This is a genomic window from Blastococcus capsensis, assembly GCF_030165005.1.
GTDB classification, from domain to species: domain Bacteria; phylum Actinomycetota; class Actinomycetes; order Mycobacteriales; family Geodermatophilaceae; genus Blastococcus; species Blastococcus capsensis.
In genome coordinates, this window is record NZ_JASNNW010000004.1 from 49170 (window position 1) to 73968 (window position 24799).

At 73.9% G+C, this 24799-nt stretch carries 24 protein-coding genes; 16 read left to right on the top strand and 8 right to left on the bottom strand.

Annotated features, from left to right (window positions below):
- Positions 1 to 4: 4 nt before the first annotated feature.
- The 4 genes from QOZ86_RS05030 (at position 5) to QOZ86_RS05045 (ending at position 2109) form a co-directional block, all read left to right on the top strand.
- Positions 5 to 187 (top strand): hypothetical protein, encoded by a 183-nt coding sequence (locus tag QOZ86_RS05030; protein ID WP_284490864.1) that lies wholly within the window; start codon positions 5 to 7, stop codon positions 185 to 187.
- A gap of 70 nt (positions 188 to 257) precedes the next feature.
- Positions 258 to 953, top strand: coding sequence for an NADPH-dependent F420 reductase (gene npdG / locus QOZ86_RS05035; protein WP_284490865.1), 696 nt, complete (start codon positions 258 to 260; stop codon positions 951 to 953).
- 54 nt (positions 954 to 1007) lie between these two features.
- On the top strand, positions 1008 to 1703 hold the full coding sequence (locus QOZ86_RS05040) for a helical backbone metal receptor (protein WP_284490866.1): 696 nt from the start codon (positions 1008 to 1010) through the stop codon (positions 1701 to 1703).
- A 19-nt stretch (positions 1704 to 1722) separates the two neighbouring features.
- Complete coding sequence (locus QOZ86_RS05045; RefSeq protein WP_284490867.1) at positions 1723 to 2109, top strand: DUF2784 domain-containing protein; 387 nt, start codon at positions 1723 to 1725, stop codon at positions 2107 to 2109.
- A 93-nt stretch (positions 2110 to 2202) separates the two neighbouring features.
- On the opposite strand, the gene panB is transcribed toward QOZ86_RS05045, so the two are convergent.
- From panB to QOZ86_RS05060, 3 genes are all read right to left on the bottom strand, one after another.
- Entirely contained in the window at positions 2203 to 3033 is an 831-nt protein-coding gene (gene panB, locus QOZ86_RS05050; protein WP_284490868.1) for a 3-methyl-2-oxobutanoate hydroxymethyltransferase, read from the bottom strand.
- Positions 3030 to 4862, bottom strand: a complete 1833-nt coding sequence (locus QOZ86_RS05055; RefSeq protein WP_284490869.1) for an NAD+ synthase — start codon at positions 4860 to 4862, stop codon at positions 3030 to 3032. Before QOZ86_RS05055 ends, panB begins: the two co-directional genes overlap by 4 nt.
- 114 nt (positions 4863 to 4976) lie before the next feature.
- Complete coding sequence (locus tag QOZ86_RS05060; protein ID WP_284490870.1) at positions 4977 to 6008, bottom strand: universal stress protein; 1032 nt, start codon at positions 6006 to 6008, stop codon at positions 4977 to 4979.
- Between the two features lie 103 nt (positions 6009 to 6111).
- On the opposite strand from QOZ86_RS05060, the gene QOZ86_RS05065 reads away from it, so the two are divergent.
- The 6 genes from QOZ86_RS05065 (at position 6112) to QOZ86_RS05090 (ending at position 13584) form a co-directional block, all read left to right on the top strand.
- Positions 6112 to 6540 carry a MarR family winged helix-turn-helix transcriptional regulator gene (locus QOZ86_RS05065; protein ID WP_284490871.1) on the top strand — a complete coding sequence of 143 codons (429 nt, stop codon included), beginning with the start codon at positions 6112 to 6114 and terminating at the stop codon, positions 6538 to 6540.
- 123 nt (positions 6541 to 6663) lie between these two features.
- The gene (locus tag QOZ86_RS05070; RefSeq protein WP_284490872.1) at positions 6664 to 8004 is read left to right on the top strand and encodes a glutamine synthetase family protein; all 1341 of its coding nucleotides are present in this window, start codon (positions 6664 to 6666) and stop codon (positions 8002 to 8004) included.
- A gap of 129 nt (positions 8005 to 8133) precedes the next feature.
- The gene (locus QOZ86_RS05075) at positions 8134 to 8853 is read left to right on the top strand and encodes a type 1 glutamine amidotransferase (protein ID WP_284490873.1); all 720 of its coding nucleotides are present in this window, start codon (positions 8134 to 8136) and stop codon (positions 8851 to 8853) included.
- Entirely contained in the window at positions 8850 to 11960 is a 3111-nt protein-coding gene (locus QOZ86_RS05080; RefSeq protein WP_284490874.1) for a bifunctional [glutamine synthetase] adenylyltransferase/[glutamine synthetase]-adenylyl-L-tyrosine phosphorylase, read from the top strand. The genes QOZ86_RS05075 and QOZ86_RS05080 overlap by 4 nt, the downstream gene beginning before the upstream one ends.
- 117 nt (positions 11961 to 12077) lie before the next feature.
- Entirely contained in the window at positions 12078 to 13208 is a 1131-nt protein-coding gene (locus QOZ86_RS05085) for an AMIN-like domain-containing (lipo)protein (RefSeq protein ID WP_284490875.1), read from the top strand.
- A gap of 49 nt (positions 13209 to 13257) precedes the next feature.
- Positions 13258 to 13584 (top strand): CDGSH iron-sulfur domain-containing protein, encoded by a 327-nt coding sequence (locus tag QOZ86_RS05090; protein ID WP_284490876.1) that lies wholly within the window; start codon positions 13258 to 13260, stop codon positions 13582 to 13584.
- A gap of 46 nt (positions 13585 to 13630) precedes the next feature.
- On the opposite strand, the gene QOZ86_RS05095 is transcribed toward QOZ86_RS05090, so the two are convergent.
- Positions 13631 to 14644 carry an iron-containing redox enzyme family protein gene (locus QOZ86_RS05095; protein WP_284490877.1) on the bottom strand — a complete coding sequence of 338 codons (1014 nt, stop codon included), beginning with the start codon at positions 14642 to 14644 and terminating at the stop codon, positions 13631 to 13633.
- Between the two features lie 97 nt (positions 14645 to 14741).
- On the opposite strand from QOZ86_RS05095, the gene QOZ86_RS05100 reads away from it, so the two are divergent.
- The 4 genes from QOZ86_RS05100 (at position 14742) to QOZ86_RS05115 (ending at position 18277) form a co-directional block, all read left to right on the top strand.
- A complete protein-coding gene (locus QOZ86_RS05100; protein WP_284490878.1) occupies positions 14742 to 15563 on the top strand; it encodes an SDR family NAD(P)-dependent oxidoreductase in 822 nt (273 codons plus the stop codon).
- Between the two features lie 104 nt (positions 15564 to 15667).
- Positions 15668 to 16252 (top strand): hypothetical protein, encoded by a 585-nt coding sequence (locus QOZ86_RS05105; protein WP_284490879.1) that lies wholly within the window; start codon positions 15668 to 15670, stop codon positions 16250 to 16252.
- A gap of 122 nt (positions 16253 to 16374) precedes the next feature.
- Entirely contained in the window at positions 16375 to 16914 is a 540-nt protein-coding gene (locus QOZ86_RS05110) for a DUF1353 domain-containing protein (RefSeq protein ID WP_284490880.1), read from the top strand.
- Between the two features lie 676 nt (positions 16915 to 17590).
- Positions 17591 to 18277 (top strand): SPFH domain-containing protein, encoded by a 687-nt coding sequence (locus tag QOZ86_RS05115; RefSeq protein WP_284490881.1) that lies wholly within the window; start codon positions 17591 to 17593, stop codon positions 18275 to 18277.
- 110 nt (positions 18278 to 18387) lie between these two features.
- Here QOZ86_RS05115 and glnA read toward each other — a convergent pair whose 3' ends face one another.
- Positions 18388 to 19824: a type I glutamate--ammonia ligase gene (glnA, locus tag QOZ86_RS05120; protein WP_284490882.1), complete on the bottom strand. Its 1437-nt coding sequence runs from the start codon at positions 19822 to 19824 to the stop codon at positions 18388 to 18390.
- Between the two features lie 191 nt (positions 19825 to 20015).
- Here glnA and QOZ86_RS05125 point away from each other — a divergent pair, with 191 nt between their 5' ends.
- Positions 20016 to 20438 carry an RDD family protein gene (locus tag QOZ86_RS05125; RefSeq protein WP_284490883.1) on the top strand — a complete coding sequence of 141 codons (423 nt, stop codon included), beginning with the start codon at positions 20016 to 20018 and terminating at the stop codon, positions 20436 to 20438.
- A gap of 258 nt (positions 20439 to 20696) precedes the next feature.
- On the opposite strand, the gene QOZ86_RS05130 is transcribed toward QOZ86_RS05125, so the two are convergent.
- The 3 genes from QOZ86_RS05130 to QOZ86_RS05140 form a co-directional block, all read right to left on the bottom strand.
- Positions 20697 to 21569 (bottom strand): DUF4191 domain-containing protein, encoded by an 873-nt coding sequence (locus QOZ86_RS05130; RefSeq protein ID WP_284490884.1) that lies wholly within the window; start codon positions 21567 to 21569, stop codon positions 20697 to 20699.
- Between the two features lie 60 nt (positions 21570 to 21629).
- Positions 21630 to 22616, bottom strand: coding sequence for a lipoyl synthase (lipA, locus tag QOZ86_RS05135; RefSeq protein WP_284490885.1), 987 nt, complete (start codon positions 22614 to 22616; stop codon positions 21630 to 21632).
- Positions 22617 to 22695: 79 nt separating this feature from the next.
- The gene (locus tag QOZ86_RS05140; RefSeq protein WP_284490886.1) at positions 22696 to 23751 is read right to left on the bottom strand and encodes a hypothetical protein; all 1056 of its coding nucleotides are present in this window, start codon (positions 23749 to 23751) and stop codon (positions 22696 to 22698) included.
- 117 nt (positions 23752 to 23868) lie between these two features.
- On the opposite strand from QOZ86_RS05140, the gene QOZ86_RS05145 reads away from it, so the two are divergent.
- Complete coding sequence (locus tag QOZ86_RS05145; protein WP_284490887.1) at positions 23869 to 24798, top strand: LLM class F420-dependent oxidoreductase; 930 nt, start codon at positions 23869 to 23871, stop codon at positions 24796 to 24798.
- Position 24799: the final 1 nt, after the last annotated feature.

Genomic DNA, 24799 nt, shown 5'->3' on the forward strand with positions numbered 1-24799 from the left:
GTACATGGCCGAGGGACCCTGGTTCTTCTGTCTCAAGCACCACGCGGTCGAGCCGCGGGAGGGCTGCGCCGAGCGGCACCGGCTGGGCCCGTACGACACCCGGCAGGAGGCCGAGCACGCCCTCGAGGCCGTCGCCGAGCGGAACGAGGAGCTCGATGCCGAGGATCGTCGCTGGAAGGGCGACTGAGCCCGGTTTCCGCGGCGGGGCATGATCGGTCGGAGGAGCCGGGCTGTCCGGCGCCGCGGAAGGGGTGGACGTGACGGACGGGCGCGCGGTCGAGGAGCTGGTCGTCGGAGTGCTGGGTGGCACCGGGCCGCAGGGTCGCGGGCTGGCCGTCCGGCTCGCCGCCCAGGGCCAGCGGATGCTGCTCGGGTCGCGGGACGCCGACCGCGCGGCGGAGGTGGCCGCAGAGGTCGCCGAGCGGGCGGCGACGGTCGCCGGGAACGCCGCCGTCTCGGTCACGGGCGGCTCCAACGTCGACGTCGCGGGCGCTGCGGACCTCGTCATCGTGGCCGTTCCCTTCGCCGGGCACGGCCAGACGCTCCGCGAGCTCGTCACTCCGCTGGCCGGCAAGGTCGTCGTCGACTGCGTCGTGCCCATGGGCTTCGACGAGCTGGGCGCCTACGTGCTCGACGTGGAGGAGGGCAGCGTCGCCCAGCAGGCGGCTGCGCTGCTGCCCGACTCGCACGTTGTGGGGGCGTTCCACCACCTGTCGGCCAAGCTGCTGGAGGACCTCTCGCAGCCGACCATCGACGGCGACGTGATGGTGGTCGGCGACGACCGCGCCTCGATGGACACGGTGCAGGCGCTGGCCGGGCGCATCCCCGGCATGCGCGGCATCTACGCCGGCCGGCTGCGCAACGCCCGCCAGGTGGAGGCCCTCACGGTCAATCTCGTGTCGGTGAACCGCCGCTACAAGGTGCACGCCGGCATCCGCGTCACCGACGTGTAGCCGTTGCGGGACGACCGGGGAACGGCCTACGGCGGTCCGCCGCCGCGCCGTGTCGTGTCGCTGGTCCCGTCGCTGACCGAGGCGATCGCGGCCACCGACGCCGGGCTCCTCGCCGGCGCCACCGACTGGTGCACCCATCCGGCCGGCCTGGACGTGCCGCGTGTCGGCGGGACGAAGTGGCCGGACCTCGCCCGGGTGCTCGAGCTGGCCCCCGACCTGGTGGTCGCCAACGCAGAGGAGAACCGGGACGAGGACGTCGCGGCGCTGCGGGCCGCCGGCGTCCCGGTCTGGGTCACGGCCCCGGCCACGGTGCCGCAGGCGCTCGACTCGCTGGCCCGCATGCTCCAGGTGCTGGGCCGCTCCGATCCCGCCTGGCTGCGGCGCGCCCGCGACGTCTGGGCGGCTCCACCGGCGGTGCCTGCCGTCGACGCCGTCGTCCCGATCTGGCGCCGTCCGTGGATGGTGCTGGGCCGGGACACCTTCGCCGGCGACGTGCTGGCGAGGCTGGGCGTGCGCAACGTCTTCGCCGGGCACGCCGACCGGTACCCGCAGCTGGGCCGGGACGAGCCTGCGGCCGTCGCCGCGGAGCTGGTGGTGTTCCCGGACGAGCCGTACGCGTTCGCCCCGGACGACGGGCCGGAGGCGTGGCCGCAGGCCCGGCCGGTCTTCGTCAGCGGCCGGCACCTCACCTGGTACGGCCCGTCGCTGGTCGAGGCCCCGGAGGTGCTGGCGCGCCGGCTGTCCGGGTGATCGGTGCCAGACTGCGGGCGTGCTGCTGCTCGCGGACGCGGTGGCCGTCCTGCACGCGGCCGCCGTCCTGTTCATGCTCACCGGCGCGCTGCTCGCGCTCCGGTGTCCCCGGGTGCTGTGGCTGCACGTGCCGGTGGGCCTGGCGATCCTGGCCGTCAACCTGGCCGGGGCCGACTGCCCGCTGACCGAACTGGAGCTCTGGCTGCGGAAACGCGCCGGGGCGGACCCGTTCCAGAGCGGGTTCCTCGGGCACTACGTCTTCGACCCGCTGGGCCTCGACGTCGCCGCGACCGGTACCCGGCTGGGCGTCTACACCGTGGCGTTCGGGCTCAACGCCCTCGGCTACGGGCTGCTGACCGTGCGGCACCGCCGGCGGAGGGGGCGCATCCCGGCCGCGATGTCCTGACGAGCGGGGGCCGGAGGCCGCCCCGAGGGGGCACGCAGCGGCTCAGCCCGACCGGGGCACGGCCATCGGCGCGGTCGATCGCCCGGAGGGCGATCAGTCGAACGAGTGCTCGGGTCCCGGGAAGACCCCACCGCGGACCTCGTCGGCGTACTCCTTCGCCGCACGCAGCAGCTCGCCCCGCAGGTCGGCGTACTTCTTCACGAACTTCGGCACCCGACCGCCGTTGAGGCCGGCCATGTCCGGCCACACCAGCACCTGCGCGTCGCAGTCCACGCCGGCGCCGATGCCGATCGTCGGGATGGACAGCTCCTTGGTCACCCGACCGGCGATCTCGGCCGGCACCATCTCCAGGACGACGGCGAACGCGCCGGCCTCCTGCACCGCGTGCGCGTCGGCGAGCAACTGCTCGGCGCCGGCGCCACGGCCCTGCACCCGGAAACCGCCGAGGGCGTGCTCGCTCTGCGGCGTGAACCCGATGTGCGCCATCACGGGGATGCCGGACTCCTGCAGCAGCGTGATCTGCGGAGCCACCCGCGCTCCGCCCTCGAGCTTCACCGCCTGCGCACCGCCGTCCTTCATCATGCGGACGGCGGTGTCGAAGGCCTGCTGCGGCCCGCTCTCGTAGCTGCCGAACGGCAGGTCGGCGACGATCAGCGCCCGCTTCGTGGAGCGGGTGACCGCCCTGGTCATCACCAGCAGGTCCTCCACGGTGACCGCGACGGTGCTGGTGTGCCCGAGGACGACGTTGCCGGCGGAGTCACCCACCAGCATCACCGGGATGCCGGCCTCCTCGAAGATGGCCGCGCTGTAGGTGTCGTAGGCGGTGAGCATCGCCCACTTCTCGCCGCGGGCCTTGGCCTGCTGCAGGTGGTGGATCCGCACCCGGGCCGACGAGGAGCCGCCGTAGAGCACCGACTCGGTCATGGCTTCGCTCCCTCTCGCACGGTGGGCAGGGTCTCGCGCCACCGGTTGGTGACGGGCAGGCGCCGGTCCCGCCCGAACGCCTTCAGGCTGATCTTGGTGCCGGGGGCGGACTGGCGGCGCTTGAACTCGGCGCCGTCCACCAGTCGCAGCACCCGCGCCACCACCTCGGGGTCATGGCCCCTCTCCAGCAGCTCGGCCATGCCGAGGTCGCCGTCGACGTAGTCGGCGATGACCGCGTCGAGCTCCTCGTAGGAGGGCAGCGAGTCGCTGTCGACCTGACCCGGCGCCAGCTCCGCCGACGGCGGCTTGTCGATCGAGTTCCGCGGGATCGGTTCGGTCTCCCCGCGGCGCCGGGCCTCGTCGTTGCGCCAGCGGGCCAGCTCCCAGACCAGGGTCTTGGGCACGTCCTTGATGGGTGCGAACCCGCCGGCCGAGTCGCCGTACAGGGTCGAGTAGCCGACGGCGATCTCGCTCTTGTTGCCGGTCGTCAGCAGGAGGTGCCCGTGCTGGTTCGACAGCCCCATGAGCAGCGTGCCGCGGACCCGCGCCTGCAGGTTCTCGGCCGCGACGCCGGTGAGCTCGGCCGCCCCGTGGAAGGCGTCGACCATCGGCGCGATCGGCACCGCGGAGTAGTGCAGGCCGGTACGGTGCGCGAGGTCCTCGGCGTCGGCGAGCGAGTGCTCGCTGGACCACTTCGAGGGCAGCCCGACGCCGTGCACGCGGTCGGCGCCGAGCGCGTCGACGGCCAGGGCGGCGACCACGGCGGAGTCGATGCCGCCCGAGAGCCCGAGCACCACCGAGGGCATGCCGTTCTTGTCGATGAAGTCCCTGAGGCCCAGCACCAGGGCCCGCCAGACCTCCTCGCAGTCGCTGAGCGGATCGGCGATCGTGGGCGGCTGCGCCTCGTAGACATCGACCGGCTGCTCCGACAACACGTGCCGGGTGACGGTCATCGGGCCGACCCGGCCTGCGCGCCGCTCGGGTACCGCAGACGGGTCGAGCGCCAGGTCGACGGTCAGCAGGTGCTCGACGAACTGCGGCGCCCGGGCCAGCAGCTCGCCGGTGGGGGAGACCGCCATCGAGTCGCCGTCGAAGACGAGCTCGTCCTGGCCGCCGACCTGGTTGCAGTAGAGGATCGCCGCCCGCGCCTCAGCGGCCCGGCGCTGCACCAGCGGAAGCCGGAGATCGTCCTTGGCCCGCTCGTACGGTGAGGCGTTGGGGGAGACGACCAGGTCGACCCCGGCCTGACCGGCCACTCCGCACGGGCCGCCCTCCACCCAGAGGTCCTCGCACACGGTCAGGGCCACGTCCACCCCGTGCAGCCGCACGACGGGCAGCTCGGTGCCGGGCACGAAGTAGCGGGCCTCGTCGAAGACGCCGTAGTTGGGGAGGTGCCGCTTGTAGTAGCGGACGACGACGTCGCCTCCGTGCAGGAGCGCGGCGGCGTTCCGCGGCGCGCCCCGGCGGGGGTTGGCGTCGGAGGGCCGATCGTCGTCGGTGGGGGGCTCGTCCACCGGTGCCGGGCCGCTGCCCTCGGTGTGCGCCAGGTACCCGACGACGACGGCGAGGTTCCCGAGCCCGTCGGCGGCCAGCCGGGCCCCGAGGTCCACCAGCGCCTGTTCGCTGGCGCGGGCGAAGGACTCCCGCAGCACCAGGTCCTCCGGGGGGTAACCGGTCAGCGTCATCTCCGGGAAGACGACGAGGTGGGCGCCGGCCTCTGCGGCCTTCGCCGCCCAGCGGAGGACGAGGTCGCTGTTGCCCGCCAGGTCGCCGACCCGGGTGTCGACCTGCGCCATGGCCACCCGCAACTGCACCGGCTGCTCGTTCACACCGCACAGTCTCGCCGTTCACCGCGGGACAGGGCCAGGTGGGGGACCGGCCAGATGATCACCGGGGTCCTGCGCCGACGGGGTGGCAGGTGCCGTCGGACTGCCGGCCACGTCCTACCGCCGGAGCCCCGGGCGGGTCCGCCTGCCCGTCGGGGCCGGCGGGACGACGGCCACGGCTCCGGGCACCCCGTCGACCACGGCGCGGCTCACCGACCCGAACACCGCGCCACGGGCCGGCCCGCGCCCGCGGGTGCCCACCACGACGAGGGCGGCGCCGGCCGCGCCCTCGATCAGCGCGGAGGTCGGATCCCGGCGGACCACCTCGACGTCCACGGGGACGTCGGGGTACTCCGTGCGCCACCGGGCGAGCGAGGTGTGCAGGAGGTCGTACGCGCCCACCTCGCTGGTCATCAGGGGCGCGGTGACCGCTTCCAGGTCGGCGGGGCGGTCGGCGGCCCAGGCGTGGACCGCCGTCACGGTCAGCCCGCGCTGGTGCGCCGCCCGGAAGGCGAACCCGACGGCCGCATCGCACCGGCGGCTGCCGCCGACCCCCACGACGACGCGTGAGCCGATCGCCTCCGGCGGAGTCGCGCCGGCCGTGGGACGGACCACCGCGACCGGGCAGCGTGCCGAGGCGCTGAGCCGGGCGGCGAGGGAACCCGGCAACCGCCGCTGCGTGCTCCGCGGCTGCCCGGTCGACCGGCAGCCGAGCACGAGCAGCCGTGCCTCGCCGCTCTGCCGCAGCAGGACGTGCCCTGGGCTGCCCTGCACGAGATGGGCAGTCACCTCCAGGCCAGGGTGCACCGACCGTGCGTGGGTGACGGCCGCTTCCAGCACGTGCGCGCCCGTGGCCTCCGCCGTCCGTAGGTCCACGAACCCGGGGAACATGCCGAAGGGGTCCAGCCCGGTCGGGAGGCGCAGCACGTGGACCACCCGCAGCGGGCACTGCTGGGCCGCGGCCTCCGCGGCCGCCCACTCGACGGCGCGCCCCGCGGTGTCGCTCCTGGCGGTCACCCCGACGACGACCGGGGCGGCGAGCCCGCGGAGGCGGTCGGCGACCGGCAGCACCATGCGGGCGAACTCCGGGTCCGAGAGCAGGTCGCCCTCGATCTCCCGCACCGTCCGACGTTCCCTGTCACTGAGCACGAGCGCCTCCTCAAGGCGATCCGCACCGGGGGTGTTGCATCGTAACGCGATACATCCGGTCGCGGTAGCGGACGACGCGCTGCGCCCGTGGTCTCATGTCGGCGTGGCCGCTCCCGACGACGCACCCGGCGGTCCGCCGCTGAGCAAGCGGGACTTCGAGGCGCTCGCCCGTTTCCGGTTCGGCATCCGCCGGTACCTGCGGTTCAGCGAGGAGACGGTGCGCCGGCACGGGCTCACCCCGCAGCAGTACCAGCTGCTCCTGGCGATCAAGGGCTTCCCGGACCGGGATTGGGCCACGGTGCGGGAACTGGCCGACCGGCTCCAGCTGCGGCACCACAGCGTGGTGGAGCTGGTCAACCGGGCGCAGGGCCAGGGTCTCGTGGACCGGACTCCGCACCCGACGGACGCGCGCGCGGTACGGGTCGTGTTGACGGCCGAGGGGGAGCGCATCCTCGCCCGGCTCAGCGCGCTGCACCGGGATGAACTGCGCCGGCAGGACACCGCGCTGTTCCCGCCCACCTGGGAGGGTTGATCCGGCAACCAGGACGGCCACGACCCGATCGGGAAAGCGCGGCACCGTGTGCGAAACGCCCGGACGGGGCACGCTTGCGCTGATTTCACATCCCGGAAACGAGCGGACTGGATCATGGCGGGCATGGACCGACAGCAGGAATTCGTCCTGCGGACCCTCGAAGAGCGCGACATCCGCTTCGTGCGGCTGTGGTTCACCGACGTCAGCGGCTACCTCAAGGCCGTCGCGGTGGCCCCCGCCGAGATCGAGGCCGCGTTCGCCGAGGGCATCGGCTTCGACGGGTCGGCGATCGAGGGCTTCGCGCGCGTCTACGAGTCCGACATGCTCGCCAAGCCCGACCCCGGCACGTTCCAGGTGATGCCCGCCCGCGAGGGGCGGGCCAGCGACACCGCCCGGATGTTCTGCGACATCACCCTGCCCGACGGCTCACCCTCGTGGGCCGACCCCCGCCACGTGCTGCGCCGGGCCCTGGCCAAGGCCGCCGACATGGGGTTCACCTTCTACACCCATCCCGAGATCGAGTTCTTCCTGCTGAAGGACCTGCCCACCGACGGCAGCGCCCCGCAGCCGGCGGACACCGGCGGCTACTTCGACCTGTCCACGCACAACGTGGCGCACGACTTCCGCCGGGAGGCCGTCTTCGCGCTCGAGGCCATGGGCATCTCGGTGGAGTTCAGCCACCACGAGGTCGCGCCCGGCCAGCAGGAGATCGACCTCCGGTACGCCGACGCGCTGTCGATGGCAGACAACATCATGACGCTGCGGCACGTCGTCCGGGAGGTGGCGCTGGCCCAGGGTGTGCATGCCACGTTCATGCCCAAGCCGTTCACCGAGCTGGCCGGCTCCGCGATGCACACCCACCTGTCGCTGTTCGAGGGCGACCGAAACGCCTTCCACGACCCGGCCGACCCGATGCGGCTGTCCACGACCGGCAAGCAGTTCATCGCCGGCCTGCTCACCCACGCCCGAGAGGTCACCGCCGTCACCAACCAGACGGTGAACTCCTACCGGCGGCTGCTGGCCGGCACCGAGGCGCCGACCGCGGCGACGTGGGGCCGGGCCAACCGCTCCGCGCTGGTGCGGCTGCCCTCCTACAAGCCGAGCAAGGCGCAGTCCGCCCGCGTCGAGATCCGCTCGCCGGACTCCGCGTGCAACCCGTACCTCACCTTCGCCATCCTGCTGGCCGCCGGGCTGCGGGGCATCGAGAGGGGCTACGAGCTGCCGCCGGAGGCCGAGGACGACGTCTGGTCGCTGACCGACACCGAGCGCCGCGCGGCCGGGTACGAGGACCTGCCGGTCTCCCTCGGTGAGGCGCTGACCGCGATGCAGGGCAGCGAGCTGGTCGCCGAGACCCTCGGCGAGCACGTGTTCGAGTTCTTCCTGCGCAACAAGTGGGAGGAGTTCAACTCCTACCGCCGGAACGTGACGCCGTTCGAGCTGCAGCGCTACCTGCCGGGGCTCTGAGGAAGGAGCCCCTCGCTCCCCACGGCGTGCTCCGTGGAAGGACCCCGCCCTCCTCACCACTCGCAAGCTCGCGGCGAGCCTCCGGACGGGGCCGCCCCTGCGAGGGGGCCGTTCCATAAGCTCACCTCCGTGGCCCGCCTGCTCGTCGTCGTCCCCAGCGAGTCCGACCCGCCCGCGCGGTTGGGGGAGTGGCTGCGGGCCACGGGACTGGAACTCGACGAGCGGCACCTGGGACTCGGCGACCCGCTGCCGCCGACCCTCGACGGGTTCGACGGGCTGGTGGTCCTCGGTGGCCCGCAGTCGTCGATGGACGACGAGACCACCAGCCCCGAGCTCGTCGGCGTCCGCGCCCTCCTGCGGCAGGCCATCGACGCGGACCTGCCCACGCTGGCGGTCTGCCTCGGCGCCCAGCTGCTCGCGCAGGCGGGCGGTGGCCGCATCCGCGTCGGCGTCGACGGGCCCGAGGTGGGCGCCACCCTGGTGGCCAAGCGCGACGCCGCCGACGCCGACCCGGTGTTCGGGCCGCTGCCGCTGTCGCCCGACGTCATCCAGTGGCACCACGACGAGATCGCCGAGCTGCCGACCGGCGCCACCCTGCTGGCGAGCAACCCGCACTACCCGCACCAGGCCTTCCGGGTGGGGTCGGGGGTGTACGGCCTGCAGTTCCACATCGAGACGACGCCCGAGACGGTGCGTGCCTGGGCCGGCAGCGACCCGGTGGGTGTGGCGGCCAGCCCGCTGGACGTCGAGGCCCTCTGCGCCCGCGCCACCGCCGCGCACGACGACGTCGCGGAGGCCTGGCAGCCGTTCGCCACCCGGTTCGCCGGGCTGGTGAGGGCTCGCGCGTGACCGCGCCCCAGGCGGAGATCCCGCGCCGGGCGATCGTCCGTCTGGTCCGCTTCGGCTTCGAGGACGGCGAGCGCGCCGCCCGGCTGCTGTCGAACCCGTCCCTGGGCCTGTGGGACCTGGAGCGCAACGAGCCGGCCGATCCGGAGGCCGGCCCGGTGGTTGCCGCGCTGGCCCGTGCCGGCGATCCAGACCTCGCCGTCCGGTCGCTGCACCGCCTCGTGGAGGCGCTGGACGCTGCCGACGACACCGGAGGAGCGGCCGCGACGCTGCTGGCCCGGCTGCGCGGTTCCGGGCACCTGCGGGGCCGGCTGATCGCCGTCCTCGGCGCCAGCTCCGGCCTGGCCGACCACCTGGCCGCCCACCCGCTGGACTGGGACGTCCTCGATGACGAGGAGTACGGGCCGAACCGGCCGACCCCGCACGCCCTGGAGCAGCAGATGCTGCGCGCCGTCGGTGCCGACCCCGACGACCCGCCCTGGGGCGTCCGGCTGGGCAAGGGGGCGCCCGACCCCGCTCCGGAGCGCGTGACCGCGCTCCGGCTGGCCTACCGGCGGGCGATCCTCTCGCTCGCGGGGCGGGACCTGGCCGACGGCGTGCCGGCCGAGGAGGCTGCCGCGGAGCTCGCCGACATCGCCGCCGCCGTGCTCGCCGCCGGGCTGGCGATCGCTGTCGCCGAGCAGCCGGCCGACGCCGCGGCCTGCCGGCTGGCGGTCATCGCCCTCGGCAAGACCGGTGGGCGGGAGCTGAACTACGTCAGCGACGTCGACGTCGTCTTCGTGGCCGAGCCGGTCCACCCCAGCGATCCCGAGAGCCCGGCCCTGGCCAGCGCCACCCGCGTGGCCGCGGCGCTCATGCGGATCTGCCGGGAGGCGGCCTGGGAGGTCGACGCGGCGCTGCGCCCCGAGGGCAGGGCGGGCGCCCTGGTGCGCACCGTCGCGGGGCACGCCGCCTACTACGACCAGTGGGCCGACACGTGGGAGTTCCAGGCGCTGCTCAAGATGCGCCCGGTCGCCGGTGACCCGGACCTGGGCCGCTCCTACGTCGAGGCGTTGTGGCCGCTGGTGTGGAAGGCCGGCGACCGGCCCGGCTTCGTCGGCGAGGTGCAGGCCATGCGCCGCCGGGTGGAGGCCAACATCCCCCCGGCGCAGGCCGAGCGGGAGCTGAAACTCGGCCGGGGCGGCCTGCGCGACGTCGAGTTCGCCGTCCAGCTGCTGCAGATGGTCCACGGGCGGGTCGACCCCGGCCTGCGCGTGGGCGGAACCCTGCCGGCGCTCATGGCCCTGTCGGCCGGTGGCTACGTCGGGCGGGACGACGCCGCGACGCTCATCGCCTCCTACCGCTTCCTGCGCACGGTCGAACACCGGCTGCAGCTGCTCCGCCTACGCCGCACCCACCTGCTGCCGACCGACGAGCAGCAACTGCGCTGGCTCGCCCGGTCCCTGGGCTACAAGCCGGACCATCGCGGCGACGCCGTCGCCGTGCTGCGGGCGGAGCTGGCCCTGCACACCCGCGAGGTGCGCCGGCTGCACGAGAAGCTCTTCTACCGCCCGCTGCTGTCCGCCGTCGCCCGGGTGCCGGGGGAGCAGCTGCAGCTCGGGTCGAAGGCGGCCGGTGACTGGCTGCGGGCGCTGGGCTTCGCCGATCCTGACGGGGCGCTGCGGCACCTGGGCGCGCTCACCGGCGGGCTCTCCCGGTCGGCGTCGATGCAGAGGTACCTGCTGCCCGTGCTGCTGCAGACCTTCGCCTCCTGCCCGAACCCCGACGCCGGGCTGCTGGCCTACCGCCAGGTGAGCGAGGCCCTCGGTGGCAACCAGTGGTACCTGCGCCTGCTGCGCGACGAGGGGCAGGTGGCCGAGCGGCTGGCCCGGCTCCTGGGCTCGAGCCAGTACGTCGCCTCGCTGCTCACGCGCACGCCCGAGGCGCTGCGGTTGCTCGCCGACGACGCCGAGCTCGAGCCCCGGGAGGCGGCCACGCTGACCAGGGCATGGCGGCAGGCCGCCGGGCGGGCGCCCGATCCGCAGGCCGGCATCCGGGTCATCCGCGGGCTGCGTCGGCAGGAGCTGCTGCGGATCGCCTCCGCCGATCTGCTGGGCCGCCTGGACGTGCACCGGGTGGGGCGGGCGCTCACCGACGTCGCCGTCGCCACGCTGCAGGCCGGGCTGGACACCGCGCTGCGGGCGCACGCCCTCGAGACCCGCGTCGAGGTCGCGGAGCTGCCCATGGACCTCGCCGTCATCGGGATGGGGCGCCTGGGCGGGGCCGAGATGGGCTTCGGTTCCGACGCCGACGTGCTGTTCGTGCACCGGCCCCGGGCGGTGCGGGGGGAGACCGCAGCCGACGAGACGAAGGCGTCGGCCGCGGCGAACGCGGTGGCGCACACGCTCCGTCGGCTGCTCGCCGAACCGGCGCCGGATCCCGCGTTCGAGGTGGACGCCGACCTGCGGCCCGAGGGCCGGCAGGGTCCGCTGGTGCGCAGCCTGTCGGCGTTCCGGGAGTACTACGAGCGCTGGGTGTCGGTCTGGGAGGTGCAGGCGCTGCTGCGCGCGGTGCCGGTGGCCGGCGACGAGGACCTCGGCGCCGCGTTCACCGCCCTCGTCGACCCGATCCGCTATCCGGCCGAGGGGCTGTCCCCGGAGCAGGTCGCCGAGATCCGCCGGATCAAGGCCCGGGTGGAGCGGGAACGGCTGCCCCGGGGCGCCGATCCCGCCACCCACACCAAGCTGGGCCGCGGCGGCCTCGCCGACGTCGAGTGGACCGTCCAGTTGCTGCAGCTCCAGAACGCCGCCGAGGTCCCCGCGCTCCAGGCGCCCTCGACCCCGGGCGCGCTGGACGCGCTCACGGCGGCGTCGCTGCTCGACGTCGACCGGGCCGACGCGTTGCGGGCCGCGTGGGAGCTGGCGACCCGCGCGCGGAACGCGATCTTCCTGGTGCGCGGGCGTCCCAGCGACCAGCTGCCCCGGCCGGGGCTGGAGCTGGCGGGGGTCGCCCGGGCGTGCGGGTACGGGGTGGACGACGACCCGGGTCAGTTCGTCGACGACTACCGCCGCACCACCCGGCACGCCCGGACCGTGGTCGAGCAGGTCTTCTACGGCCAGCCGGGGCAGTGACCCGGCGCGGGTCGCGGTGTGACGATCCGGTTGCATCGGGCCGGGACGGGTTGGCAGCCGGGACGTGCGGCAAGGGCTCCGGGAGAACCTGACCCCGAGACCAAGGCAGGACAGGCGATGCGCTTCCTCTCCGCCGGATTCTGCGCGGCCCTGCTCCTCACGTCGTGCACGACGGACGACGGCTCCTCGGCCGGCGCCGACCCGACCGCGTCACCGACCGCGTCACCGACCGCGTCGCCCACCGAGTCACCGCCGGCCACCGAGCCGCGCGACGACCCGGCTGACGAGCCGGGCGGCCAGCCGTCGGACGACGGCCCGATCGCGCCGGTCGGCGCCGGTGACACGGCCGGGTCCACCGCCCCGGGGAACGGCCCGCCGGTGGCCCTCACCGACGTGCGGCTCGGCGTCCACGACGAGTTCGACCGGATCGTCTTCGAGGTCGCCGGCGAGGGGGAGGCCGGCTGGCAGATCGGCTACACCGACGAGCCGCGGGCCCAGGGATCGGGAGCCCTCGTCGAGGTGCCCGGCGACGCCGTCCTCGGCATCACGCTGACCAACATCGCGCTGCCGGGTGACGCGCCGGAGGGCGTGCAGCCCTGGGCGGGGGCGTCCACGCTGACCGTCGACGGTGCGTCCGTGCTCGGCACCCTGGTCGAGGACACCCTCTACGAGGGGCGGTACACCTACTTCGCCGGGCTCGACCGGGAACGGCCGTTCGCGGTGGGCACGCTGACCTCGCCGCAGCGGATCGTGGTCGACGTCCTCGCGGAGGAGCCGACGGCTCCCGTCGGGCTCTCGCAGCGCTGCGCGAGCCCGGCCGGCTTCTCGATCTCCTATCCGGAGGGATGGTCGGTCAACTCGGGGCTGACCGTGCCCGCGTGCACGCGGTTCGCCCCGGAGCCGTTCACGGTGCCGCCCGGTACCGACGCCCGGGTGGGTGCGGTGACCGCTTCGGTGGAGTCCGTTCCCTTCGACCGCGTCGCGGACTCGGGCAGCGCCGACGAACGGAGCCGGACCGAGACCACGGTCGACGGCCGGACCGCGGTCCGGATCGAGCGGGTCTCCTCTGGTGAAGGCCTCTGGCCCGAGGGGGTGCGGACGACCAGCTACGTCGTCGACCTCGGCGAGGGAGAGGACGGACCCCGCATGCTGGTGGTCAACACGATCGACCTGCGGCAGTTCGACTACGCGGCCAACGTCCGGGTCCTGGACCGCATGGCGGAGACGCTCGAGTTCACGGAGTCCTGATCCGGGGCCGGCGCGGTGTGGTCCCGCGTCGTCAGGGCATGCTGGGAGCGTGTCGCGATCACTGTCGGCCGAGCCGGACCGCCCCGAGGACGTCGACCCCGGAGGCGTGCCCGCGGGCGAGCCTGCGGACGGCGCCACGATCACCCCCTACCGGGACGGACCGCTGATCGTGCGCGGCAACTTCCGGCTGGTCGACCAGGACGGTGCGGAGATCGATCCTGGCCGGGAGACGGTCGCGCTGTGCCGGTGCGGCAAGTCGGGGATCAAGCCGTTCTGCGACGGCTCGCACAAGCGGGGCGGGTTCTCCGCCCCGAGCGCGCCGAGCAGGCCGCGTCCGGCCGCGCAGCTCCGCCGCGAGGACCGTCGGGAGGCCTGACCCTCCCGATGCTCCCCGCGGATCAGCGCGCCGCCTGGCGCGGCGCTCAGGCGGCCAGCGCGGCCTGACCGCGCAGGCCCGAGCGGCCGGCCTCCCACGCGCCCAGCAGGTGGCGTGCCGCGAGCCCGTCGAGGGCCAGTGACGCGCCGGCGCCGAACAGCACGTCGGCAGCCAGCCCCGGCTCCTCGACGACCAGCGATCCGCACATGTCCACCGACGCGATCTGCTCGTGGACGGCGTCGGCCTCCACGTGCTCGTCGTAGAAGACGGTCGTGCGCTCGTCGAACCCCAGCCGGCGGAGCCCGGCGGAGTACCGCCGGCTGGGCTCGGACGACGTCATCTCCACGGCGGTGAGGTGGCCCAGCGCCGCGGCGCGCAGCCGGCGGTGCAGACCGAACAGCGACATGGTGTTCACCGCGGCGAAGGCGACCGCCGGGGCCTCGTTCCACAGCGCGCCGTACCCGGCGTCCAGGTCGAGGTCGCGCATCAGCCCGGCGAACAGCTCGCTGTGCATCCGCTCGGCGGAGCCGCCGCCGTACTCGTCGGCCTGGATCTCCACCATCGCGGCCTTGGCCCGGCCGGACAGCCGCGGGATGGCGAACGTGTGCGGATCGCCCTCCTTGAGGTGGTACACCGACCGCAGGGTGAGGTGCTCCCGCCACTGCTCGAGCGTGCCCTGCTTGGCGAGGTAGGACGACAGCGACGGGCCGTCGTCGGCGGCGATCAGCGCCGTCAGCTGCTGGTCGATCGGCTCGTCGGTGACCGGGACGTCGCCCGCCAGTTCCCGCAGCGCCGCCTCGTGACGCCGCTCCAGGCCGGCCCGCAGCCCGATCAGCGCGGGATCCCACTCCCAGTCCTCGGAGACGCCCTCGAAGCCGCGGTAGTGGAGCTCGTAGCAGACGGCGAGCGCCAGCTGCCGGTCGTCGTCGGTCAGCGCCGCGGCGTCGTCCTCGGCCACCCGCCGGGCGCGCTCGAGCGTCGTCGCGGAGAGGCCGGTGCAGGTGGTGAGGTCGCGGAAGAGGGCGTCGGTGAGAGGGCCCCGTGACTCGGGCAGGCGCATGATCGTCAGCATGCCCACCGACCGCGGAAAGGATGCGCGGGTGGGTGTGATGTCGCCCGTGGGTAGGAGGCGGCCATGACCTCTCTCCGACCGCGTCGTGCTCGTCACCGGGGGAAGCGCGGGCATCGGCCGCTCCACCGTCGCCCGACTGGCGGCCGACGGCGCGCGCGTCGTCACCTGCGCCCGTCACGGGGACCGGCTGGAGGAGGCGTTCGGCGGCCTGCCCGAGGTGCGCACGGCCGTCGCCGACGTCGCCGATGCCCGCGACCGGGCCGCCCTCCTCGACCGGGTGCTGGACGAGCACGGCCGGCTGGACGCGGTGGTGCACAACGCGGGCCTCGGCTGGGCCGGGCTGCTCGAGGACATGCCGGGCGAGGCCGTCGAAGGCATCGTCGCGCTCAACCTCACCGGCGTCGTCGAGCTGACCCGGCTGGCGTTGCCGCACCTGCTCGGGTCGGCCGCCGACCGGGGGCGGGCCGATGTCGTGCTGGTCTCCTCGGTCGCCGCCTGGTCGCAGGTCCCGCCGCTGACCGTGTACTCGGCCACCAAGGCGGGGGTGCAGGGGTTCGCGCGCGGCCTGCGCCGGGAGGTGACCGCCCGGGGCATCCGCGTGCACACCGTCAATCCGTTCTTCGTGGAGACCGAGTGGCTGGCCCGGGGCCACGGTCACGCGCCGGTGTCGGACGAGGACGCCCGCGGCCGGCTCTCCCGCGGCATCTCGCCCGACCGGGTGGCCGACCGGATCGGCGACCTGCTGAGCAGCTCCCGGTCCCGGACCGTCACGGTGCCGCGCTGGGCGGGTCTGGCCCGTCTCGGGGAGACGCCGCCGGTGGACCGGGTGCTGGACCGCCTGCTGTCGGGCAACGCCGGCCGCATTCGCCGGTTCGCCGCCCGGACGGTGGCCGAGCGGGTGGGCTGACGGACGCGCCGAGCGGCGGGTTCTCGGATCGGCACGTTCCGGATGCGGTGTTGCTGGATACAGAGGGGTGGTCCGTCGCCCCGTCCGGAAGCAGGTACCGCAGCATGCGTCTCCTCCTCGCCGCCGCCTCCTCGCTGGTGGTCCTGGCCGGCTGCGGGACCACTGACGCGGCCGTTCCCTCCGCGTCCGCGCCGCCGTCCACCGGTACGGAGACGGTGGTCGCGGTCGCCGCCGAGAAGACCGCCCGGTGCGACCACCCGGCCGGGTTCAGCGTCGCCTACCCGGCGGACTGGTCGGTCAACTCCGGCGAGGTCCTCCCGCTGTGCAGCTGGTTCGACGGCGAGTCGTTCTCCGTGCCGGAGGCCACCGACGTCCGGATCGCCGCGATCACGCTGTCGGTCCGGCCGGCGGACGAGCTCGTGGCCGAGTGGCCCGACGAGACGGCGCGCACGTCGGTCGACGTCGGCGGGCGGGCGGCGATGCGCGTGGAGCAGGTGACCGGTCCCGGGTTCTACCCGGCGGGGACCCCGATCACGACCTACGTCGTCGACCTCGGCGCCCAGCTGCCCGACGGCGGCGTCCTCGTGGCCGACACCGTGGGCCTGCCGGGCTTCGACCACGACCGCGACGTCGAGGTGCTCGACGCGATGATGGCCTCGCTGGTCTTCGACCAGGCCGCCCGCGTCTGACCGCCCGGCCACCCGATGCGCCGCGCGGGTAGGAATCGGCGCGCCAGGCATGATCCCGCCCGCGTCCAGGACCGCGGCGTCGCAGCACTGCGCTGAGCACGGGCGAGACGGGGGAGGGGCGCGTGCCGTTCGAGGTGGGGGACGTCGTCGTCCGGACGCTGGACGACGAGCACTGGGCAGTGGTGGAGCCCCTGGTCTACCGCGGGACGCGGGACCGCTTCGTCGTGCCCGCCGGGTTCCGGACCGACTTCGCCACGGTGCCGCGCGTGGTGGTCTGGCTGGTGCCGCGCTTCGGCCGGTACACGGCCGCGGCGATCCTGCACGACTGGTTCGTCACCGTAGGCATCGAGAGCGGAGTGGTGACCGCGCGGGAGGCCGACGGGGTCTTCCGCCGGGTGATGCGGGAGAGCGGCGTGCCGGTGGTCCGTCGCTGGCTGATGTGGACCGGGGTGCGGTGGGGTGCCTTCGGCGACCCGGTGCGGGGAGCAGGCTGGTGGCACAGCGCACCCGGGGTGCTGGCCATCTCGCTGCTCGCGGCGCCGGTGGTCGTGCCACCCGGCCTGCTCATCGCGGTCGCGCTGTCCGTCTACGCCGTCGTCGAGGCTGCCGTCGGGGTGGTCACCGGATCGCCACCGCGGGACGCCGGCTCGTTCCGCACCTGAGTGGCCCGGCGTGGCGCGGAGAGCCTCTGCAGGGAAACGGCCTGATCGCGTGTCGTAACCGAGGGTAGCGGGTAGTCGCTCAGGCAGCTGACCGTGCCCACCGGATCCACGGAGGCCTCTCCGCGCCTGGATCACCCGACCCCGCCCGGAGACATCGACCATCTCATCGCCGAAGACCACGCGATCGTCGAGCGGCCGTTCCAGCACTGGAGGCCGGTCGTGGCAACCGCCGGTGCTGACGCCGACCGCGGCACGCAAGCAGCTGGGCCGAAGGCAGCCGTCCAGAAGGTCATGGCCGAGCGGGGCATCGAGGCCCCCGAGCCGGTCGGCTCCGTGGACGACCTGATGGTCCCCGGCGGCACCGGCGGGCAGCAGCGGCGGCGCACCGCATCGCGGTGGCGGAAAACGGGAGGCGCTGCGACTGCCGGGCGGCTACAGTCCTGCCCGCCCGAGGTCAGCAGCCGGGCGGCATCGCCGCCGCAGGTCCTGCGCGTCGGCCCCGGGCATTGCCATGTGGGCAAGCGTCTCAGGAACGCGCGGGTTCGACTCCCGATGCCGTTCGGCGCGTGGCCATCCCGGCTCCGGCGGTCTGCAGCGCTGCGTGCGCTCCCCGCCGGCGCCCGACCACGCGCCGGACGGTCCGCGCGCCGGGGGGCGGGGAGAGGAGGGCAGGAACGTGCAGATCGTGGTCCAGGAGTGGGAGCGGGTCCTGCTCTACCGGGACGGCCGGTTCGAGGCGATCCTCGGAGCAGGCCGCCACCGCCGGGTGCGCTGGCGGCGCCGGCGGGTCCGTGTGCTGATCCGGCCCCGGCTGCTCGTCGTCCCGAGCCAGGAGGTGCTGACCGCCGACGGACTGTCGGTCAAGGTGAGTCTCACCGTCGCGGTCCGGACCGCGGATCCCCGGCGCTGGTACGAGGCCGTCGAGGACGCCGACGGCTTCGTCTACGCCGGTCTGCAGATCGCGCTGCGCGAGGCGGTGGGTGCGCGGACCCTGGACGAGCTGCTCGCCGCCCGCGGTGCGCTCCCCGACGACCTGCGGAGTCTGGTCGGCGGCTCCGCGGAGGCCGTGGGGGTGGCGATCGACAGCCTCTCGCTCCGCGACGTCATGGTCCCTGCGGAGCTGCGGCGGGCCGCCGCCGAGGTCGCGACGGCGCGTGCCCAGGGGCAGGCCGCTCTGGAACGCGCCCGCTCGGAGGTGGCGGCGACGAGGGCGCTGGCCAACGCGGCCCGCATGGTGGCCGAGCAGCCGGCACTGCTGCAGCTGCGCACGCTGCAGGCCGTGGCGGCCGGCGGAGCGACGGTCGTGCTGACCAACGGTCCGGCCGGCGTGGAGCCGATCGGCACGGGACGCCGCGACGGCTGACCCCGGTTCCGCGACGCTGCCCCCGGTTCCGCGGCGGATTCCCGGCTCCCGGCGCACTGCGGCCCCCGACCTCGGTGAGGTCGGGGGCCGCGGCGCGTCAGCAGGCGAGATCAGATGTCGTAGTACATGGCGAACTCGTGCGGGTGCGGGCGCAGGCGGATCGGGTCGATCTCGTTCTCCCGCTTGTACTCGATCCACGTCTCGATCAGGTCGGGCGTGAACACCCCGCCGTCGATGAGGTACTCGTGGTCGGCCTCGAGGTTGTCGAGAGCGGCGTCCAGCGAGGCCGGCACCTCCTCGATGCCCAGGGCCTCCTCGGGCGGCAGCTCGTACAGGTCCTTGTCCACCGGCGCCGGCGGCTCGATCTTGTTCTTGATGCCGTCGAGGCCGGCCATCAGCATCGCCGAGAAGGCGAGGTAGGGGTTGGCCGACGGGTCGGGCACCCGGAACTCGATGCGCTTGGCCTTGGGGTTGTCGCCGGAGATCGGGATGCGGCAGCAGGCGGAGCGGTTGCGGGCCGAGTAGACGAGGTTGATCGGCGCCTCGTAGCCGGGCACCAGGCGGTGGTAGCTGTTCACCGTCGGGTTGGTGAAGGCCAGCAGCGACGACGCGTGCGACAGCAGCCCACCGATGTAGTGCCGGGCCATGTCGGACAGGCCCGCGTAGCCGGTCTCGGCGTGGAACAGCGGCACGCCGTCCTTCCACAGGCTCTGGTGGCAGTGCATGCCGGAGCCGTTGTCGCCGAACAGCGGCTTGGGCATGAACGTGGCGGTCTTGCCATGCGCCCAGGCGGTGTTCTTGACGATGTACTTGAACAGCATCAGGCTGTCGGCCGACCGCAGCAGCGTGTCGAACTTGTAGTTGATCTCCGCCTGGCCCCCGGTGCCCACCTCGTGGTGGCCCCGCTCGAGCTCCAGCCCGGCGTTGGCCAGGTTGACCATCATGGTGGCCCGCAGGTCGCTCTGGTGGTCGACCGGCTCGACGGGGAAGTACCCGCCCTTGGTGGCGGTCTTGTAACCCAGGTTCGGGCCGACGCCGTTCTCGCCGGTGCGGGAGCCGGTGTTCCAGGAGCCCTCGACCGCGTCGATGTGGTAGTAGCCCTCGTTGATCCCCGTGCCGTGGCGGATCGAGTCGAAGACGTAGAACTCCGCCTCCGGGCCGAAGAAGGCGGTGTCGGCGATGCCGGAGCTGCCCAGGTACGCCTCGGCCTTCTTCGCCACGTTCCGCGGGTCGCGGCTGTAGGGCTCGAAGGTGATCGGGTCGTGGATGAAGAAATTGACGTTCAGCGTCTTGTGCTTGCGGAACGGGTCGACGAACGCGCTGTTGGCGTCGGGGAGCAGGAGCATGTCCGACTCGTTGATCGCCTGGAACCCGCGGATCGAGGAGCCGTCGAAGCCGAGGCCATCCGTGAACGTGTCCTCGCCGAACGTCGACGCAGGGATGGTGAAGTGCTGCATGACGCCGGGCAGGTCGCAGAAGCGGACGTCGACGAACTCGACATCGTTGTCGCGGATGTAGGCGGCGACCTCGTCGGGACTGTTGAACATCGATCCTCCGGGTGTGGGCGGACTGCCGTTCGGCACGCTACGAGCGGGGAGTTGCCCTGCCGTGTCCCGAGTGTTTCGGGGCGGTAACAACACCCTGGACGTGGCGCCCGTCAGGTCGGCCCTCTGCAGGGCCCCGCCGCGAGGTTGCGAGTGGTGGGGCGGCAGAGGGTCCTCTTACTACGCTGGCGGTCATGGTCAGAGATGTCGGACAACCCTCTCAGGCCCCGGGCCGCGGCGCCTCCCTGGGGTTGCCCGCCGAGGGGCCGGGGTCGCTGGCCCCCTTCACCCGGCGGGTGGGTGGCTACCTCGTGGACGCCGTCGGCGCGGCGCTGGTCGCATGGGCGTTCACCGCCCCCGAGGGGCCCGGCAACTGGAGCCTGCTGGTGTTCGGCCTGCTCACCGTGGTCACGCTGATCGTCTTCGGCCAGACCCCGGGGCACCGGGTGTTCGGCATGCGGCTGGCCCATCCGACGCCCGGCGCGCGGCTGGCGCCCTGGCGCGCCGTCGTCCGCACCGGCCTCCTCATGCTGCTGGTTCCGGCGCTGCTGGTGGACGCCGACGGGCGTGGGCTGCACGACCGGCTGACCGGGACCGCCGTCGTCCTGGACTGCTGAAGGACCACCCCCTGCCCCCCACCGCTCGCAGACTCGCGGCGGGACCCTGCGGGGCGGCCGTGCGCCGGGAGCGTCCTGCAGACCACGCCGCCGTGCGTGCGGTGCACCGGGCCGCCTTCACCACCGACCCCGCTACCGGAGCCGTTCGCGCAGCGGACGACGTCCCCGAGGCTCGCCTGGTGGACGCGCTACGGAGACCCCGGGGTCGTCCCTGTGGCGGTCGCTCCCACGGACGGCGCAACGCCGGCGGGGAAGGGCTCAGCCGCGGCGGCGCACCTGGCGCTGGCTCACCGACATCTGCCGGCCGCCCGGGAGCGGGCCACCGGGCACCGGCATCCGCGGCCCACCGAGCGCGCTCATCCGGCGGCCCAGCGAATTGACCTCGGCGGCGCTGAGGTTCCGCGGCAGCTTCATGACGTGCGTGCTGAGCTTCTTCAGCGGCACCTGGCCCTCGTCGTCGCCGACGAGCACGTCGTAGATCGGCGTGTCACCGACGACCCGGGCGATCTTCTTCTTCTCCTGCGCGATCAGGCCGCGGACCCGGCCCGGCACGCCCTCGCCGACGAGGATGATCCCCGGCCGGCCGAGCACGCGGTGCACCGCGTCCATCTGCGGGGTGCCGGCCACGCCGGAGCTGACCCGCCAGTCCCCGCGCATGCCCTCGAGGACCCACGCGGCCGCCCCCGGCTGCCCCTCCACCTGCCGGTAGGCCGAGCCCTGGGCGCGGCGGCCGAACACGATGAGCGCGGCGAGGGCGCCGAAGAGCACCGCCAGCGGGATGAACAGGAGGGGCGAGCTGAGCAGGATGCCGACGAGCTCGATGACGGCGGCGACCGCGACGAACCAGATCAGCATGATCCAGGGCAGCTTGGGGTCGTTCTTCCGCGTCAGGGTGTAGGCCTGCTTGATCATGCCGCCCTGGCTGCGGAGCTTGCGCATCCGACCGACCTTGGGCTGCCCGTTCTTGTCCAGCTTGGGCGCCTTGCCCGCCTTGCCCGCCTTGCCCGCCTTCCCGGCGGCGGTGGCCCCGGCCGCGGTGGCACCGGAGGTCCGGCCGCGCCCACCGTCCTTCGGGGTGCGCCCGGCGCTGCCGCCCGGGGCGGTGGAGTCAGAGGACCTGCTGCGTGCCATGTCCCCAGGATAGGGGCGTGCGCCGCGCTGTCCCGGACACGCCGGCCGGAGTCGCGGCGATCAGGCCTGCGGGGTGAGCCCTCGGGCCTCGATCGCCTGCTGGTACAGCCGGCCGGCGCGGTAGGAGCTGCGCACCAGCGGGCCCGCGAGCACGCCCGGGAAGCCGATCTCCTCGGCGTCCTTCTGGAACTGGACGAACTCGTCGGGCTTGACCCACCGCACGACGGGGTGGTGCCGCGGCGAGGGCCGCAGGTACTGGGTGATCGTGAGCAGGTCGCAGCCGGCGTCGTGCAGGGCCTGCATCGTCTCGACGACCTCGTGCGGTTCCTCGCCCATGCCCAGGATCAGGTTGGACTTGGTGACCAGGCCGGCCTCGCGGGCCGCGGTGATGACCGCCAGCGAGCGATCGAACCGGAAACCCGGGCGGATGCGCTTGAAGATCCGGGGCACCGTCTCGACGTTGTGGGCGAGCACCTCGGGCCGCGAGGAGAAGACCTCGGCGAGCTGGTCGGGGTCGGCGTTGAAGTCGGGGATGAGCAGCTCGACGCCACATCCAGGGAGCTGGGCGTGGATCTGGCGGACCGTCTCGGCGTAGAGCCAGGCGCCGCCGTCCGGCAGGTCGTCGCGGGCGACGCCGGTGACGGTCGCATACCTCAGGCCCATGGTGGCGACGCTCTCGGCGACCCGGCGCGGCTCGTCGGCGTCGAACTCGGCCGGCTTGCCGGTGTCGATCTGGCAGAAGTCGCAGCGCCGGGTGCACTGGTCGCCCCCGATGAGGAAGGTGGCCTCCCGGTCCTCCCAGCACTCGTAGATGTTGGGGCAGCCGGCTTCCTCGCAGACGGTGTGCAGGCCCTCACGGCGCACCAGTGACTTGAGCTCGGTGTACTCGGGGCCGGTCTTGAGCCGGGTCTTGATCCACTCGGGCTTGCGCTCGATGGGGACCTGGCTGTTGCGCACCTCGAGGCGCAGCAATTTGCGGCCGGCGGGCTCGATCCGGGAGTCCTCGACAGGGGACTGCTCAGGGATCCTCGGCGGCGCCTCGCTCATGATCCCCACGGTACTCGCGCAGACACCACCGCCCCCGTCGCGACGGCGACGGGGGCGGTGGTGGTGCTGCTACGGGCGGTCAGACCTGCTTGTCGGCCGGTCCCGCGGTCGGGCCGGCGTCCGAGCCGCCGCCGCTGGAGAACGGCTCGGGGGCGTCGGTGCCGTTGACGGTGGCGTCGTCGGGACCATCGCCGTCGACCAGCTGGGCGTCACGGACTCCCATGTCGGACTCGGCCGGCGCGGAGTCGCTGGTCTGCGACGCCGTGGAGACGGTCTTGCCTGAGGTGCTGTCGGAACTGGGCACGGGGTCCTCTCGGTAGCTGGGCACCGGGCCGTCCCCGGCCGGTGCGGGCGTCCACGCGTCGGCCTTCTTGCGCCGCAGCAGGACGAACACAGCGGTACCCACGGCCAGGAGGGCGAACACCCACGGCCAGCGCGTCGGCTCGGGCTCCTGCCGGCGCTGCACCGTCCTGGCAGTCGCGAGCGCCGCCTTCTCGAACTCACGGTGCTTCTTGCCGGCCTTCTTGCGCGCCTTCTTCGCCGCCTTGCGGGCCTTGCGCGAGGACTCCGCCGCCGCGGCGGCGAACTCCGCCCGACGGGCGTCGAGCTCGCAGCGGGCGCTGTCCACCCCGGCGATCAGGGTCCCGCGGGCGCTCTCCAACGCCGGCGACACGGCCTCGCGGGCCGCGGTGACCCGAGGCATGGCGTAGGACAGCGCCGCGATCTGGGCCGCGGTCAGCCGGGGCGCGAGTTCGTCCCGGTACGCCTTCTGCGCCGCCCCGCGGGCCGCCTCCACACGAGGGGCGACGTCGGCGGCAGCCCGTGCGGCGGCCAGCTGCGCCGCGGTGATCCGCGGGGCAGCGGCCTCACGGGCGGCATCCACCCGCGGGCCGATCGCGTCGCGGGCGGCCTCCACGCGGCCGCCCAGGTTCTCCCGAGCGGTGGCCACCGCCGGCGCGGTCACCCCCACAGCGGCGGCCACCTTGGGGGCGACGGCCCGCTGGGCCGCCTCCACGTGCGGAGCCAGTTGTTCGGCGGCGGCGCGACCGGCCTCGGTCACCGCCGTCCCCAGGTGGGCGAGGCCCTCCTGTACTTCGGCGCTGATGATCTCGCCGCGCGTCTTCTTGTGGAACACGTGCTGCACCTCCGAGTTGATCGTCTGGCGGTCATCCTGCCCGCTCCGGCGTCCCCGCACACCCTGAACCGAGCGGCGGCTGCATACACCGACGTGGTCGGCGGTTACCTTCCGGCGGTGCAGCTGCGCATCTTCACCGAGCCCCAGATGGGCGCCACCTACGACGACCTGCTGGCCGTCGCCCGGCGCACCGAGGAGACCGGCTTCGACGCCTTCTTCCGCTCCGACCACTACCTGACGATGGGTGGCGACGGGCTGCCCGGGCCCACGGACGCGTGGATCACCCTCGCCGGGCTCGCCCGGGAGACCAGCCGGGTCCGGCTGGGCACGCTGATGACCGCGGGAACCTTCCGGCTGCCCGGCCCCCTGGCGATCTCCGTCGCCCAGGTCGACCGGATGAGCGGCGGCCGGGTCGAGCTGGGCATCGGCTTGGGCTGGTTCGAGCAGGAGCACAGCGCCTACGGCATCCCCTTCCCGCCGCTGGGCGAGCGGTTCGACCGCTACGAGGAGCAGCTCGCCGTCATCACCGGGCTGTGGAACACCCCGCTCGGGGAGAGCTTCGACTTCGACGGCCGCCACTACCAGCTCGCCGGTTCGCCGGCGCTGCCGAAACCGGTGCAGGACGGTGGCATCCCGGTGCTGATCGGTGGCCGGGGGAAGCAGCGCACCCCGCGCCTGGCCGCCCGGTACGCGGCGGAGTTCAACGTGCCGTTCATGGCCGCCGAGGAGAACGCCCGGCTCTTCGCCGGCGTCCGGGAGGCCTGCGAGGAGACCGGTCGAGACCCGTCGTCCCTGGTGTACAGCTCGGCGCTGGTGGTCTGCGTCGGCAAGGACGAGGCCGAGCTCGCCCGCCGGGCCGCCGCCATCGGCCGCGACGTCGACGAGCTGCGCCGGCACGGGGTCGCCGGCACGCCCGCCGAGGCGGTCGACGTCCTGGGTCGGTACGCCGAGGCCGGAGCGCAGCGGGTGTACCTGCAGGTGCTCGACCTCGCCGACCTGGACCACCTGGACCTGGTGGCGGGCGAGGTGGCGCCGCAGCTGCGCTGAC

What these genes read in the sequence shown, in the direction of transcription:
- QOZ86_RS05030 (WP_284490864.1), top strand. Translation starts at nt 5, where the DNA reads ATGGCCGAGGGACCCTGGTTCTTCTGTCTCAAGCACCACGCGGTCGAG.
- panB (WP_284490868.1), bottom strand. Translation starts at nt 3,033, where the DNA reads ATGACCGAGTCGGTGCTCTACGGCGGCTCCTCGTCGGCCCGGGTGCGG.
- QOZ86_RS05070 (WP_284490872.1), top strand. Translation starts at nt 6,664, where the DNA reads ATGGACCGACAGCAGGAATTCGTCCTGCGGACCCTCGAAGAGCGCGAC.
- QOZ86_RS05085 (WP_284490875.1), top strand. Translation starts at nt 12,078, where the DNA reads ATGCGCTTCCTCTCCGCCGGATTCTGCGCGGCCCTGCTCCTCACGTCG.
- QOZ86_RS05095 (WP_284490877.1), bottom strand. Translation starts at nt 14,644, where the DNA reads ATGCGCCTGCCCGAGTCACGGGGCCCTCTCACCGACGCCCTCTTCCGC.
- QOZ86_RS05105 (WP_284490879.1), top strand. Translation starts at nt 15,668, where the DNA reads ATGCGTCTCCTCCTCGCCGCCGCCTCCTCGCTGGTGGTCCTGGCCGGC.
- glnA (WP_284490882.1), bottom strand. Translation starts at nt 19,824, where the DNA reads ATGTTCAACAGTCCCGACGAGGTCGCCGCCTACATCCGCGACAACGAT.
- QOZ86_RS05125 (WP_284490883.1), top strand. Translation starts at nt 20,016, where the DNA reads ATGGTCAGAGATGTCGGACAACCCTCTCAGGCCCCGGGCCGCGGCGCC.
- QOZ86_RS05130 (WP_284490884.1), bottom strand. Translation starts at nt 21,569, where the DNA reads ATGGCACGCAGCAGGTCCTCTGACTCCACCGCCCCGGGCGGCAGCGCC.
- lipA (WP_284490885.1), bottom strand. Translation starts at nt 22,616, where the DNA reads ATGAGCGAGGCGCCGCCGAGGATCCCTGAGCAGTCCCCTGTCGAGGAC.